The 15415-nt window shown below is 63.2% G+C and carries 10 protein-coding genes; 3 read left to right on the top strand and 7 right to left on the bottom strand.

Features of this window, described 5'->3' with window-relative positions; translation table 11 throughout:
- Positions 1-56: 56 nt before the first annotated feature.
- From GGI60_RS18650 to GGI60_RS18635, 4 genes are all read right to left on the bottom strand, one after another.
- Entirely contained in the window at positions 57-1079 is a 1023-nt protein-coding gene (locus GGI60_RS18650; RefSeq protein ID WP_183917594.1) for an iron ABC transporter substrate-binding protein, read from the bottom strand.
- 198 nt (positions 1080-1277) lie between these two features.
- The gene (locus GGI60_RS18645) at positions 1278-2816 is read right to left on the bottom strand and encodes an aldehyde dehydrogenase family protein (protein WP_183917593.1); all 1539 of its coding nucleotides are present in this window, start codon (positions 2814-2816) and stop codon (positions 1278-1280) included.
- Between the two features lie 59 nt (positions 2817-2875).
- Positions 2876-4159 (bottom strand): NAD(P)/FAD-dependent oxidoreductase, encoded by a 1284-nt coding sequence (locus GGI60_RS18640; RefSeq protein ID WP_183917591.1) that lies wholly within the window; start codon positions 4157-4159, stop codon positions 2876-2878.
- Between the two features lie 67 nt (positions 4160-4226).
- Entirely contained in the window at positions 4227-5639 is a 1413-nt protein-coding gene (locus GGI60_RS18635; protein ID WP_183917589.1) for a VOC family protein, read from the bottom strand.
- Between the two features lie 103 nt (positions 5640-5742).
- Here GGI60_RS18635 and GGI60_RS18630 point away from each other — a divergent pair, with 103 nt between their 5' ends.
- From GGI60_RS18630 to GGI60_RS18620, 3 genes are all read left to right on the top strand, one after another.
- The gene (locus GGI60_RS18630) at positions 5743-6651 is read left to right on the top strand and encodes a LysR family transcriptional regulator (protein WP_183917587.1); all 909 of its coding nucleotides are present in this window, start codon (positions 5743-5745) and stop codon (positions 6649-6651) included.
- A 68-nt stretch (positions 6652-6719) separates the two neighbouring features.
- Positions 6720-6956, top strand: coding sequence for an Lrp/AsnC ligand binding domain-containing protein (locus tag GGI60_RS18625; RefSeq protein WP_010029047.1), 237 nt, complete (start codon positions 6720-6722; stop codon positions 6954-6956).
- 144 nt (positions 6957-7100) lie between these two features.
- Positions 7101-8279, top strand: a complete 1179-nt coding sequence (locus GGI60_RS18620) for a glycosyltransferase family 4 protein (protein ID WP_183917585.1) — start codon at positions 7101-7103, stop codon at positions 8277-8279.
- A gap of 22 nt (positions 8280-8301) precedes the next feature.
- Here the strand turns inward: GGI60_RS18620 and GGI60_RS18615 are convergent, their stop codons facing one another.
- The 3 genes from GGI60_RS18615 to GGI60_RS18605 all read right to left on the bottom strand — a co-directional run bounded on the left by GGI60_RS18615 (position 8302) and on the right by GGI60_RS18605 (position 15403).
- Positions 8302-11613, bottom strand: coding sequence for an oligosaccharide flippase family protein (locus GGI60_RS18615; protein WP_183917583.1), 3312 nt, complete (start codon positions 11611-11613; stop codon positions 8302-8304).
- 90 nt (positions 11614-11703) lie between these two features.
- Positions 11704-12882 (bottom strand): glycosyltransferase family 4 protein, encoded by a 1179-nt coding sequence (locus GGI60_RS18610; protein WP_183917581.1) that lies wholly within the window; start codon positions 12880-12882, stop codon positions 11704-11706.
- Between the two features lie 40 nt (positions 12883-12922).
- A complete protein-coding gene (locus GGI60_RS18605; protein WP_183917579.1) occupies positions 12923-15403 on the bottom strand; it encodes a glycoside hydrolase family 2 protein in 2481 nt (826 codons plus the stop codon).
- Between the last annotated feature and the right edge of the window lie 12 nt (positions 15404-15415).

Raw genomic sequence — 15415 nt, 5'->3', positions numbered from 1 at the left:
GGTTTTCTTGAGCCAAAAGCAATAGTTTTGGCGGCTGCAAGCCTGCGGCAGAAGTGTCAGATAAGGCCGGCGGCGGTCATCAGCTCCACCACCTTCTTGCTATCAAGCGTCGAAGCCTCGACTTTCGGCGCGTTGAGATCGGCGAGCGGCGTCAGCTTGCTGTTGGAGGCTGCGTCCTTGCCGACTGCATATTCATAGGACGTGCCGTCCTTCAGAACCGCCTGGCCCGCCTTGCCGGTGATGAACTTCAGGAAAGCCTGAGCTTCCTTCATGTGCTGCGTGGACTTCAGGACACCGCCGCCGGAAACGCTGACGAAAGCGCCCGGATCCTGGTTCTTGAAGTAGTGCATGCCGACATTCTTGCTGTTCTCGCCGGTTTTGGCCTGATCGCCGAACCAATAATAGTGATAGATGACCGCGCCTTCGACTTCGCCTGCATTGACCGCCTTCATAGCGACGCTGTTGCCCTTGTAGGGGGTGGCATTGTCCTTGAGGCCCTTCAGCCATGCCTTGGTGGCGTCTTCGCCCTTCAGCTGCAGCAGCGCGGCGACGATAGCCTGGAAGTCGGCGCCGGCCGGGGCTGCACCCCAGCGGCCCTTCCAGGCGGGATCGGCGAGATCGAGCAGCGACTTCGGCAGCTTGTCCTCGCTGAGCTTGGTCTTGTCATAGGCAAAGACCGTCGTGCGGGCGGCAATGCCGGTCCACATGCCATCGGCCGGGCGATACTGCTCCGGGACCTGATCCAGTGTATCCTTTTCGACCGGGGCGAAGAGGCCGGCGCCGTCGACCAGCGTCATGGCCGGCGAATTCTCTGTGAGAAATACGTCAGCCGGAGAGGCGTCGCCTTCCTGGATGATCTGGTTGGCGAACTGCATGTCGCCGCCCTGACGCATGGTGACCTTGATGCCGGTCTTTTTGGTGAATGCTTCGACCCACTCGCGGCCAAGGCTTTCATGCTGGGCATTGTAGACGACGAGACCTGCGTCCTGCGCATGGGCGCTGCCGGCGAACGCGGTGGCGGAGAGAAGCGAGGCGGCAAGCGCAAACGCGTGGGATAAGAGATTAAGTTTAATTGTCAAGATGGCCTCCGTGGCGATGTTACCCGAGCTCCCAAGGGCGATCAGAGGCGTATATTTTTCCTGAGTGATTATTTCAAGTTTGTTGTGAGCAAAAAAAGCATCACAATATCTTGACGCAACAGCTCAGTTTCGAGGGAATAATTTCGAGCCGATAGAAAAGGCGGCACTTCGGGAACGCCGCCTTTCTCGTCACCGCGCCTATTCGACGTCGAACTTGACGCCCTGCGCAAGCGGCAGCGTGCTGCCGTAATTGATCGTGTTGGTGGCGCGGCGCATATAGGCCTTCCAGGCATCGGAGCCGGATTCGCGTCCGCCGCCGGTCTCCTTCTCGCCGCCGAAGGCGCCGCCGATCTCGGCGCCCGAAGGCCCGAGGTTGACGTTGGCGATGCCGCAGTCCGAACCGCGAGCCGAGACGAAGGTTTCCGCCTCGCGCATATCGTTGGTGAAGATCGACGAGGACAACCCCTGCGGCACGGCGTTATGCAGGGCCAGCACCGCGTCGAAATCGCTGTATTTCATCACGTAAAGAATGGGCGCGAAGGTCTCGTGCTCGACCGGTCCAGTCTGATCGGGCATTTCGACCAGCGCGGGGCGAACATAGAAGGCATCGGCCGAACCGTTGTCGACACGCTCGCCGCCGGTGACCTTGCCGCCCGCCGATTTCGCCTGGCCAAGCGCTGCCTGCATCTTCTCAAAGGCCTGACCGTCGATCAGGGGTCCGACCAGCGTGCCGGTTTCGAGCGGATTGCCGATGGTGACGGAGCCGTAGGCCTTCTGCAGGCGCGGCACCAGCTGGTCGTAGACGCTTTCATGGACGAAAAGGCGGCGCAGAGTCGTGCAGCGTTGGCCGGCCGTGCCCATGGCGGAGAAGGCGACGCCGCGCAGCGTCAGGTCGAGATCGGCGCTCGGGCAGACGATCGCGGCATTGTTGCCGCCGAGTTCGAGGATGGCGCGGGCAAAACGCTGCGACAGGCGTGGGCCGACGGTGCGACCCATGGCGGTCGATCCGGTGGCGGATACGAGCGGGATTTTCGGATGATCGACCAGCACTTCGCCGACCTCGCGGCCGCCGATGATCAGTGTTGACAGATTGGCCGGCGCGATGCCGCCCTCAGCAATGAAGCGCTTCAGCGCCTTTTCAAACAACGCCTGCACGGCAAGTGCGGTCAACGGCGTCTTTTCCGAAGGTTTCCAGACGGTGGAATTGCCGCAGACCATTGCCAGTGCTGCATTCCACGACCAGACGGCAACCGGAAAGTTGAAGGCGGAGATGATGCCAACCACGCCAAGCGGATGCCAGCTTTCCATCATCCGGTGCTCGGAGCGCTCGGTGGCGATCGTCAGACCGTAGAGCTGACGGGACAGGCCGACGGCAAAATCGCAGATATCGATCATCTCCTGCACTTCGCCGAGACCTTCCGAGGTGATCTTGCCGACCTCGATCGAGACGAGACGGCCGAGCGCCGTCTTGGCGGCCCGCAGCTCCTCACCGAGGAGGCGGACCAGCTCGCCGCGCTTCGGCGCCGGAACGGAACGCCATTCGAGGAAAGCCTTGTGCGCCTCTTCGATCGCCGCCTTCGTCTCGGAAACCGTGTGCTCTTTGAGTTTGCCGATTTCCTGGCCCGTAACAGGCGAGGTGACGGAAAGCGTGCCGCCCTGATAGCGGCCGGCGTCGACGCCGAGTTCGGCGAGCAGCTTGGCGGTTTCGGTGGCGAGATCGAGGACGGCGATATTCATTGTCGTGGTTCCAATCTTGTTATTCCAGAAGCGAGTTTCGCCTCTCAGAAGCGCGGTTCTCAGAAGCGGGCATCAGCGAAGTGGGCGACCTGAGCGCCGGCTTCGTACCATAATTCCCGAAGCGCCCGGAAGCTCGGTTCGGTGGGCGAGGTCAGCGGCAGCGGCAGATCGGCTTCCGAAAGCCGGCCGAGAATATGCTCGGCCAGTGTCCGGCCGAAAACCGTGCCGGGGGCGATGCCGCGGCCATTATAACCCGAAAAGCCGATCAAGCCGGGAGCGAATTTATGAAAGCGCGGCAGCGCATTATCGGTCATGCCGATCTGGCCGTACCATTCGCATTCGAATTCGACGTCACCGATCATGGGGAAGAGCCGCTTCAGGGCGCGCTTGGCCCAGCCCTTATGCACGGCGAGCCCGGTATTGCGCAGTGCTCCGACACTGCCGAAGACGAGACGGCCGGCCTGGTCCATGCGGAAGGAGGAGAGGATGTCCTTGGTATCCCACGCACCTTCCCGCCCCGGCAGGATCGATTGGCGCAGATTGTGGCCGAGCGGCACGGTGGCGAAATTGAAATAGGGCAGGTAGACCTGTTCGTTGCGCACCTGCTCGAAGGGGCCGGTGCTATAGGCGTCGGTTGCGACGATGATCCAGTCCGCGCTGACCTGGCCCTTCGCTGTCTTCACGGTCCAGCGGCTGCCGCTGCGCTCCGTTGCGGTGACGGGGCTCGACGTATGGATCGTGACAGCCGCCTTGACGGCGGCATGGGCAAGGCCGCGCGCATAGGCCAGCGGCTGCAGCGTTCCGGCGCGCAAGTCGAGCAGCGAGCCAGTATAGGCGTCGCTGCCGATGCGTCTGGCCGTCTCCGCCGCATTGAGCAGCGTCACGGGCGCGCCGCGGGCGGACCATTGCGCCGCGCGTTCTTCGATTTCCTTCAGCCCCTCCGCGCCGACCGCGCAGTGCAGCGTGCCGTTGCGTTCGAGTTCGCAGGCAATGCCATGCCTGTCGATCAGTTCCATGACGAGCTTCGGCGCATTGCCGAGCAGCTCGAGCAGGCGCTCGCCGTGCAGCGGGCCGAGCACGCCGGGCAGATCGTCGGGCATCACCCACATGCCGGCATTGATCAGGCCGACATTGCGCCCCGCGCCGCCGAAACCGATCTCCTTCGCCTCCAGCAGCACCACCTCCGAGCCGGCTTCGGCAAGATGCAGGGCGGAGGAGAGGCCGGTGTAGCCGCCGCCGACGATGACGACGTCGGCCGATACCGCGCCTGCGAGAGGCGAGGTTACAGGCGGTTCGGCTGCGGTCTTTTCCCAGAGGCCGTGGGAGCGCGGATCATTCAGCATGGTTCAGTCCGAGTGGAACGAAATCGCGGTAGTTTAACCCATATGATGAAGCGTTGAAGCTCGCATTTCACGCAACGGTCTTCAAGTAGACGCCCGCAAGGCCAAGCGTTTCCATCGCTGCATCCAGCGATGCGGCCTGGCGCTCGGCATAAAGCGCCAGCTCGTCCTGAACGGTGGCGCCGAGTGCGGCCTCGAAGGCGTCGCGGTTCGAGCGCGTGGTATAATTCTGCTGCTGATCGGTGCCGAGATTCGACTGGAAGATGCCGGCCGCGCTGACGGGCAGGAAGTCTTCGTAGACGATCGGCGAGAAGGCAAGGTGACCCTTGGCGATCAGCGCTTCCGGATCGCCAGGCAGCGTGCCGTTGACCGCGGCGGCAATGCCTTCTGACGTGGCGGAATAACGGAAGAAGGCCAGGTCTTGCCTGCGCAGCTCGTCCCAGCTGTCTGGTAGCGCCTTGAAACGACCGGCGAGTTCCTGATCGTAAGCGCCGGCCTTGGCGCCGCCGGCGCCGACCTGCACTTCCCCGCGAACCGAGGCGAGCAGCCGGTCGTAGAGCGCCCGGCCCTTGGCCGTCAACGCCACGCCGCGCTGTTCGATCTCGCCGAAACGGGCGGTATGCGTCCCCTGAACGGCTTCCGCTTCACCGGCAAAGACGATCGCCTCCTCCAGCGCCTTGAAGCTCGTCTGCCGCAGCAGGATATCGCAATGACGGCGCGGCGGCCCTTCGATGACGGCCTTCGGTGTGATGCCGCGTTCCGGCATGCGGGCCTGGACCGCGTCGATATCGAGCGTGCGCGGCGTCAGATGATTGATATGCGGGCCCTTGAAGCTGACGACGTCGGCGATCAGCCGATGGGCGTCGTGCAGGCGCTTGTAGGTTTCGGCGCTGACCGTCGCCTCGCTGTGCCAGCGGAAGGTTTCGAGCACCTCGGCGACGAATTCCGCTGCTTCCGCTTCCGTCAGACCGCCATTCTGCTCGTGGCGCTCGATCAGCGCGACGGCGCGCGGCGTATAGATGCGCCGCTTTGCCAAAATCGCCTCGGCTTCGCTGCGCAGCCCTTCGTCTTCGATCAGTTCCAGGCGCAGCAACGAGGTGAAGACTCGGAATGGATTGATGTTGAGTGCGGTCTCGTCGATTGGCCGGAAGCAGGTGGAGTGGACCGGCACGCCGGCAACGGAGAGATCGTAGTAGCCGACCGCCTGCATGCCCATGACGGCGAACAGCCGGCGAATGGTGAAAAGCTCGTCAGCCGTGCCGAGGCGGATGGCGCCGTGACGCTCGACATCGATGCGCTCGAGCTCGCCGGCGCGGGCCAGGCGCTCGCGCAGATCCGGATCGCGTTCGAGGCAGCCGGCATTCACATCGGCGACCAGCTCGATCAGCGTGCCGTATTGCGGCACCTCCGTCCGATACATCTGCGACATCGCCTCGGTGAAAAGCGAACGGATGCGGTCAGTGGAAACGAAGGTTTGCGGCATCTTGAAAACTCCGGCTCATTCCGTTTTTGCAGGATGAAACTCTTTACAACCGCTGCGAAGCCGGAAATATCGCTATTTCGGAAATAGCTCATTCTGAAACGGAATGATCATGCTTGGCTCTAGACGCTTTCTGCCGTCGATTTCACATCTCGCCGCCTTCGAGGCGGTCGCCCGCACCGGCAGCGTCACGGCGGCCGCACGCGAGCTCGATCTGACGCAGAGCGCCGTCAGCCGCCAGGTGAGCGCGCTGGAAGAGCAGCTCGGCGTCGAGCTCTTCCTGCGCGAACGCCAGACCATGCGGCTGACGCTGGCCGGCGACAGCTACGCCCGCGAAATCCGCGAGGCGCTGCGGCGGATATCCAGTGCCTCCTTGAACCTGCGCGCCAATCCGCATGGCGGCACGCTCAATCTCGCCATCCTGCCGACCTTCGGCACGCGCTGGCTGGCGCCGCGCCTCGGACGCTTCCTCGCCGCCAATCCAGGTGTAACCATCAATCTGGCGACCCGGCTTTCACCCTTCGATTTTCGCCTCGATTCCATCGATGCCGCGATCCATTTCGGCCATCCGCACTGGCCGGGGGCGGAATTGACCTTGCTGATGTCGGAACACACGGTGCCGGCCTGCAGCCCTGACTTTCTCAAGCGATACACGATCACAGGGCCGCAGGATCTGCTCGCCGTTCCGCTTCTGCATCTGACGACGCGCCCGGATGCGTGGGAGCAGTGGTTCGCCGGCAACGGCGTTTCCTTCGAAAGCGTGCACGGAATGCTCTTCGACCAGTTCGCCACCGCCGCGCAGGCGGCGATCGCCGGTCTCGGCGTCGCCCTGCTGCCGACATTCCTGATGCAAGAGGAGCTCAGGCGCGGCGATCTTGTCGCCGCCGTCGATCGGGAGATGGAGAGCCGTGAGCGCTATTATCTTGCCTTTCCGCGCGAGCGCGCCGACTATGCGCCGCTCGCCGCCTTCCGCGACTGGATCGTCGCGGAAGGCGGCGCCAATCCGGCTGCGTGAGGAACGGCTTGCATCGGCATGGCGCTTTCGACCATTATATCAGCCAAACAACCTCTGCAGGAAATCCCATGAAGCCGATCTTCGTCCAGCTCCAATGCGCCCCCGGCAAAACCTATGAGGTCGCCGACGCCATCTACCAGACCGAACTGGTTTCGGAGCTCTATTCCACCAGCGGCGACTACGATCTGCTGCTGAAGGTCTACATCGAGGAAGGCCAGGACATCGGCAAGTTCATCAACGACAACCTCGCCAATATTCCCGGCATCGTCCGCTCGCTGACGACGTTGACCTTCAAGGCGTTCTGAATTCCCGTCAGACACGGTTAACCTTTTTCGCGAAGAATCGCCTCCGCAGGACGCCGCTGCAACCACGCCTTAACGCCGGGGGTATCTGGTCGTTGCTATAAATCCGCGCCAACACGAGTTGGCACGCGCAGCGATAGGTGGGAAATGGCGATCGTCGAGGCAGACAGGGTGCGCGAGAGGCCGCAGCCGGAAACGGCGCCGCTGATCGTCCATGTCGTGCGCCAGTTTTTGCCCAATCGCGGCGGCCTGGAAGATGTGGTCGCCAATCTTGCCCGCCAGACCGTCCGGCGCGGTTATCGCGTTCGCGTCGTCACACTCGATTCGCTGTTCACCGCACCGAAGAATAAACTGCCGGCGCGCGAAGACATCGACGGCATCGAGGTGGTGCGCATTCCCTGGTCCGGCAGCAGCCGATATCCGCTGGCGCCCCAGGTTTTCCGCCATCTCGCCGATGCCGATCTCGTGCATGTCCATGCCATCGACTTCTTCTTCGATGCGCTCGCCTGGGGCCGGCTGCTGCATCGCAAGCCGATGATCGTCACCACCCATGGCGGCTTCTTCCACACCCGGAAATACGCCGCGATCAAGAAGATCTGGTTCCGCACGCTGACCCGCGCTTCGGCACTGGCCTACCGGCGCGTCGTCTGCTGCAGCGCCTCCGATCTCAAGCAGTTTTCCGTGATCGCACCCGACAGCCTGCTGATCGAAAACGGCGCCGATATCGGCAAGTTCGCCGGCAGCGCGTCGCAGCGGCCGAGGCGCCGCATCGTCACCATCGGCCGCTTCTCGGTGAACAAGCGGCTGGACCATCTGCTCGACGCGATGTCCGTGCTGAAGAGCCGCGATACGGATTGGCATCTCGACATCGTCGGAGCCGAATCCGACCTGAACCGGGCCGATGTCGAAGCCGCCATCGAAAGCCGCAGCCTTGCCGGCGGCGTCACCCTGCACGTCTCGCCCGACAACGGCGCCATCCGGCGCATCATTGCCGAGGCCTCGCTCTTCGCCTCCGCCTCGGAGTATGAAGGTTTCGGGCTGGTGGCGCTGGAGGCGATGAGCGCCGGCCTGTTGCCGGTGCTGAATGCCAATGACGCCTTTACAACGCTTGCCGGCCGGCATCCCGTTATCAAGCTAGCCGATTTCACCCACCCGGAGACCGCGGCGACGGTGATTGAAGCGGCCTATGAAACACTCGCGCGCCAACCGGATGGCGTTCGCGACGAGCTGGTCGACGCCGTGCGCGGCTATTCCTGGGATATTGTCGCCGGACTTTATGTCGATCTTTACCGATCGCTCAACGTCGCCGCTGCCGACCGGGTCTGATCCCAACAGTCTGAAATTTCCGTCACGCTTTGGCGAGACGGATAATCTCATCGAGCACGAACCTGCGTGATTGCGGCGGCGTCAGATTGTGATCGGCGTCCGGCAGCATCAGCAGCCGCACGTTCGGATAGCGGGAAAGCTTGGCGCCGCGCGGTCCAAAGTGGAAATAGACGTGGTCGAGGCCGACATCACCTTCGCTGTAGATCAGCGTCAACGGCACCTTACGCTTACCGAACTGAGCGAAGGAATGCCGGACTTCGCGGGCGATGTGGCGCCGGTCGGGGAGCAGCTCGAGCAGCGGCGCGATCCATGGGGACAGACGACGACCGGCAGCGATGACCATGTTCTGCAGCGCAGAGACGACATCCACCTGGCCGCGCAGCAACCGCTTTAGCGTATCGAGCCGCGCCAGGCGCTGGCCGTAATCATCGAGGCTGCGGGGAACCGAGACAACATGTTCCTTACGCACCGGTATCTCAGGATCCCAGTAATAAACGAAGGGATTGATCGACACGACGGCCTTCAGCCGCTCATCGGCGACGCCGGCGCGGAAGGCGACATAGCCGCCACTGCATCGGCCGGCCACCATCACCGGGCCGGGGGCGATGCCCTCGAGCAGATCGAGCGCGGCGACCGCATCGGCGGTCTGGGTAGCGGAATAGAGCACCTGCTCCGGTGCGTCGGGCCGTGGCGGACTGTCGCCGACATTGGCGGAATCGAAGCGCAGCGAAATCACGCCCTGGCGCGCAAGCTCGCGCGCCATATCAACCGTCGTCCGCCCCCAGCCGGCGTGCCGGTCATAGGCCGTCGACAGAAAGAGTACTGCACTGCCCTTGATCTCGCCGGGCGGCCGGCTGACGACGCCGACCAGGTGACCATGGCTTCCGAAACGGACCGGCATTTCGACAAACCCATCGCCGGCCAGCGGCGGGTTCTTGATTTCTGCCGGCGAAGGGGCGGCGGATGTCTCCACCGTGGCGCCCTCCAGCCAGGTCGTCAGCAGCGCGACGACAGCCATTGGGGTCTTGGCGAAGAGCGGATTGGTGACGAGCTCGTCATAGCCTTCGAAAACCGTCTGCTCGACATCGGCGCCAAGCGCCTTCAGTGTGTCCGCAAAGCCGGTATCGTCGGCCCTGGCGGGACGTTCGAGGATTAGATAGCGGGACGCCGCCGATCCCTGCGGCGAGGCGATGTTGAGCTTGGCGAGCTCGCCGGCGATCTCCTCGGGCATGACGAGCCCGGCGATCTGAACCTTGGCGGTCTGGACATGCTCCTTGCCGAGGCCGAGATCGGCATCGATGATCTTCGACCACATGGTGAGTTCACGCAGATAGGCCCGGCCGCTCAGCACCGGCGCCAGCATGACAAGGCTGTCGACGCCTTCGATCGAAGAGCCGATGCGTTGGGCAAGCGTTGCGCCGAGGCCCTGACCGATGAGGACGATGCGATCGCAACCGGTGAGCGACTTCAGCTTGACGGCCGCTGCGCGGATCGAATCTTCCCAGGTTTCCAGCCTTGCCGGCAGCGCGTCGAAATCCAGCGCGTCGCCGGTGCCGCGATAGTCGAACCGCAGGCTCGGCACACCGATATCCGAAAAATGCTCGGCCGCAACCCGGAAAAACTTGCGGCTGCACATCTCCTCGAAACCCCAGGGGCTGACGAAGAGCACGGCGGCCGACCGCTTCTTCACTCCCGCATTCTCAGGCATGAACAGACCGATCGTGCCGTCGAAGACGACCGGCAGGGCAGCGCTGCGTCCAGCCCCCTCGGCCGGTTCGAGCGAGAACTCGCCGGGAGCGACCTTGGCGCGATCGGGATCGCCGGGAAGCGCCGGCGCAATGAAATTGATTGCGTGCCCGACCGGCTTGCGCAGCACGGATGGCATCTTGTCGAGAATGGAGCGCATGACGTCGACATCTTCGGCCGGTACGGCGCGCAGCACCCGCAGCGCTGCGAAATAGCAGAACGTGCCGGCCATGATCGCGCCGACCAGTCCGGCCGGACCATGGACAAATTCCAGCACGGAGATGGCGCCGCAAGCGCACAGCACGGAGGCGAGCGTCACCTTCGTCAGGCTTCTATAGAGACCCGAAAGTTGGGATCCGAATCCGGTCTGTCTGATCATCATCACCGACATTGCAACGAAGACGAGGATGCGCACCAGCGCGGCGCCCTCGGCTGCAAGCCTAGGTACGATCAGTAAACAACCCGCTACCATTACCAGGCCACCGACCACACTGGTATTCAGGCGGGCGCGGGCCCTGTCCATCGATAAGAGGTAGAGGCTGAGGATCTGCATGAAAGTATAGGCGGGCGCCACCAGTGCCAGCAGCGCCACTACCGTGCCGCTGCGGCCGAACGCCTCGCCGAACACGACCAGCACCAGTTCGCTGGAGATTGCCGCAAGCCCGAGGCTCATCGGCAGCACGATATAGGCCATGCTGCGGGTGACGGCGGCGAAAACCTCGACCGGCAATGTCGAATCGTCGCTGTTGTGCCGCCGCTCGGAGTAATAGGGCAGCAGGCTGCCGGTCATCTGGATCGGCAGCTGCAACGCGATATTGGCGATCGACAGGCCGACGGCGTAATAACCGACCATCTCCACCGACCAGAACTGCTGCAGAAACAGCAGCTCGAGCCGGTTGAGGAAGATGGAATCGATGATGAACTGGAGCGAGAGGATGACGGAGGAGGAGGCGAGGTACTTCAGCGACACCCCGCACCAGTCCCGCCGCGCAAGCAGGATCGGCAGTGTGGCGAAAAACAAGACAAGCTGGCCGAGCGCATAGCCGACGAGAACCCCCTCGACACCATAGAGGACGGCGCCGCCGGCGACGCCGGCAAGCTGCACGATCGAGACGACGACGGTCAGGCGGAAGAAGGCGCCGAGCTTCTTCTCTCCGATCAGGTAGAATTTGACGAAGGATCCGATCGCCTGGACGAAGAACAGCCCGCCGGTGACCAGAGCGACGGACGGCGCGGTATCGGCCCAGTGCATCTCCTCGGAGGTCAGGAAAAACAGCGCGTAGAGGGCCAGCAGCACGACTGTCGAAAACATCATGAAGCTGACGAGGATGGCGGCAAACCCCCGCCGCCGGCGTGCGTCGTAACCTTCTGCCGATAGCTGCGGCAGTGTCTTCAGGAGCGTGATGCTGGAGCCGAGTTCGGCGATCGAGGCGCCGGTCACCACTAGCCAGAGCGAAAAGGCAACGATGCCGTTCGCTTCCGGCCCCAGCAGCCGAGCGGTGATGATCGAGGAAACGAATCCCGTCAGCAACAGCAGCATACCCGCCGCCGCATTCATCACCGAATTTGCGATAATACCCTTCGACATCTGTCCATCCGTCAGGATCGGCTCACTAGGCCGGACACTCGCCATCTCTAATGCGAAAATGTTAAAATAAAGCGGAGTGACGACCTCAGCTTAGCTCGCCTGCATCGCCGCCAGCCTCTGAAGCGCCTTCTCGTAGCTATTCTCAGCGAGATAGCGCAGCAGGAACGCCCGGGCCTTCGCCGCCTTGTCCAGCGCAAGCTCGGGCGCGCGGAAGATGTCCCTGAGGTGCGCGGCCGCAGCTTCAGGAGAGGGATCGGCCCAGACAGCGCCCGCGAGCCCGGCAAATTCCGGATGAGTATCGACCACGGGAATGAGGGGAGAGTCGACCAGCCATGTATTGTCTGGATCGCAGAAATCCGCCGTGCCCGACCAGGCGGTGGAGATAACAGGGGTACGCTGCATGATCGCCTCGGCGACCGTCAGACCGAAACCCTCGGACCGATGGAGCGAAAGATAGGCGTCTGAACAGCGGATGAGACCGTTGATATCGGCGTTCGACAGCCTGTCGGTGACGATCTTGATGCGGCTGTCGCCCTTAACCGACGCAATCAGCTCGCGCAGGCCTCCATCCTTGTTCACATCGCCGCTGGCCTTCATCAGCAGGACAGCGCCTGGGGCTTCGGCGGCAAAGATCCTGAAGGCATCGACGACGGCCTGCGGATTCTTCCGGTTGATCGAGGAGCCGGCGCTGAAGATGAAGCTGACGAGAAAGGCATCCTTCCCAATGCCGAACCTCTCTCGCATGCCGTCGGTCGCCACCGCCTCGGTGACCGGATGTGGAACGACAATGACCGGCGCCTTGGTCAGCGGCGCGATCGCCCGCCGGGTGAATTCCGACGGCACGAAGACGGCGTTCATGTAATGCATCGCATTGCGCCACTCCGCCGGCACGACTTCGAGCTCCCAGGCGAAATAGCCGATATTGAAGGCGCGGGTGAAATTCGCGACGCCCTTCTTCAGGATGGCGCGCGGCAGCATCGGCGGATTGAGATGCCAGATACGGCTTCCCGGTAGTTCGGTGGAGAGACCCGACGGCGTCCAACCGGCGAAGGAATTCTCGTTGGGATGGGTGCTGACGTCGGAGAGCGAAATCGTCCGTCCGACCTCCGACAGAGCCCCGGCGCAGAGCCTTGCCGATTCGCCGACGCCGACGGCCATCGAGAGATAGCCGACGATTTCCACCGGCCTGCGCGAATTGAAGGCCAGACGCGACCGCGGGATCAGCCGCTGCAGGAGATGGGCACGCAGAAAGCGGTATATCGTTCTCAAAATACGGGTCTTTCTCAATGCGGCGGGATTATTGTTGGCATCAGCCCTGGAGCATGACGCGATGTGAGCTGCCCAGACTTCTGATCTCGCCCGCAGGTGGAAGATCGCTTTCCGTGCCCGAGAGCGCGTGAAGCTTCACGCGCCGCACCCCGCCGGGGGCCAGATGGAACCAATCGTCGTCGGCCCGATAGCCTTCGACGTCGATATGCACTGATTGCGCCAGCCGGTCGGTCCTGAGATCGAGGAACCAATCGTCGCCGACCTTGCCGACCGATGCCTCAATGCCCGCATCGTGAAGCGCTTTGCCGCGTCCTAAGGGGAAGTGGAAGCTTTCGGCAAGAACGGTGCCGTCGGCTAGCGAGCGCAGTCGCGCCACGCTCACATCGTGCGCTGGCGGGCCGAAGCGAAAGGCATAGGTCGTATCGAAGAAGGCGCCGAACAGTGCAGTGGACGCAAAACGTTCCACGCTCCTTGCCGCCAGCGTAAAACCCGTATTGCCGCTGACGACCTGCTGCTTGCCGTCGCGCAGGCAGAAAACTTCGAGCTCCACGTCGAGTGCGGCGTCCGTCTCGTTGACGACATGCACATCAAGGCCGTTGGTTCCCTCATCGGTAAAGACAGTCTGAACCGGCCGGAAGGCACGGCGCATCGCATACCAGACCGGCTTGGGCTCGCCGGTCGAATCGATCACGCCCCAGCCGGGGCCGGGCAATAGGTCCTGCAGCGTCCAGACGAGCGCGCCGCTGCAGCCGGAGCCCTTGCGCCGCCATTCGGCAAAGGTTTCCTCGAGTACCTCGCCGGTGACGGCGCGGGAGAGATCGAGATAATGTTCCGGGTCCTCACGGCGCAACCGGGCCGGATCGCAGCCGTAAAGAAGCTCCAGATAGAAGTCGCGAACGTCCTCGAAATCCCACGACGCGCTGCGGTCGCGTGGCACCCGCGCCTTCCAGAGTGGGCTGTGGACGGCCGGCGCGTCGAGATGACGATGCAGCGTCCTCTGCTGCGGCACATGCGCGAAGGCGAGGCTTTCGGAGGCAAACCGCACCTCGGCGCGGCGGGCGTCGGCAATCGGCCGCATATAGGCGCCGACGCCGTAATAATGCGCGATACTGGCGTTCGGCGAAAAAGGCATTGCGCCGCCATAGGGAGAATTCGGGACATAGGGCACGTCGGGACGTATGCGCGCGATCACGGCGGGGATGATCTCATCGGTGATCGGCCCACTCCAGAATTCCATCGGCAGGCCGAGCATCGCCGCCTGTTGGTGGATCTCGCTGCCGCCGCAGAGCACCGCGAGCGAAGGCGAGGCCTGGACGCCGTGCAGGAATTCCTCGACCTCGGCATGCACGTGACCGAGAAAAGCCTTGTCGTTGCGCGGATAGTCAAAATTGGCGAACATGAAGTCCTGCCACACGAGCAGGCCGAGCTCGTCGCAGAGCGCAAAGAAATCCGGCGTCTCATAAGCCATGGTGCCGCCGATGCGGATCATGTTCATGCCGGCGCCAGTGGCAAGTCGCAGGAACGGCTCGTAGTCCGCCCGTCGGCCCGGCAAGCGTGCGATATCCGCCGTCGTCCACACCGCGCCGCGGCAGAAGATGCGCTCGCCATTGATGAGAATCGCGAAGTCGTCGCCGTCATCGCCACGCTCGACCTCGATACGCCGGAAGCCGGTGCTGCCGAGCGAGTACTCGGCGCCATCGGAAACCAGCGTCAGTTCGTAGAGACGTGCAGCGCCATGCGTGTGCGGCCACCAGGGCTCGATGTCGGCCAGCTTGAGGATAGCCGAATAATGATTGTTGCCGACCTTCTCGAACGGCTGTTCCATGCCGCCGCAGCGCAGCAGCATCGAATGGTTCTCGGCATTGTTGTGCAGAGAAACGCTCAGCCGGCCGACGCCACTCTCCTCCAAAACGGCGCGGATGGAGACATTGTCGATCGAGACCGGATTGCGCCGCAGCAGCGAAATTGGTCGCCACGGGCCGACCGCATGAATATCGGGGCACCAGCCCGGCATATGGCCGAGCAGCGTCGTGCGGAAATTTCTCAAGCCCACCGGCGTGATCATCTGCGGCCGCCAGCGCGCGCGCGGGCCGGGCTCCGACAGACGCGGGCCAAGCGCACGGAAACAAAGCGCCAGCTCGTCACCGCCCGTAAGCGTCACCGGAATCTCGTGCGCCGTAAACATGCTTTCGGAAAAGAGAATTTCCTGGCCGTTCAGGAACACATGGCACAGCGTCGCAAGCCCTTCGAAACGCAGGATCGCTTCGCCGGGCTCGGCATCGAAGAGCCGGCAGAGATACCAGGCGTCTTTCGTGTTCAGCGGTTCCGGATTTTCCCGGTCGAAGAGCCCGGCTTTTTCGAGTGCGGCGGCGACGGTGCCGGGAACGGGTGCGGGAATGAACTGCGCGGAGAGCGGAATGTCGTGCGGCACCGCGCAGGCATCCGGTTCCGTCAGGACCAGGTTCCAGCCTTCGGAAAGCACGCTTTCCTCGGCTCCGATGCTTGCCAAACGCCCCCGCATGGTCTGATCTCC

The sequence above is a fragment of the Rhizobium lentis genome (assembly GCF_014200175.1).
Lineage (GTDB): Bacteria > Pseudomonadota > Alphaproteobacteria > Rhizobiales > Rhizobiaceae > Rhizobium > Rhizobium mulingense.
Note: the sequence above shows the minus strand (reverse complement) of the source record. Positions and strands in the feature narration are given on the sequence as shown.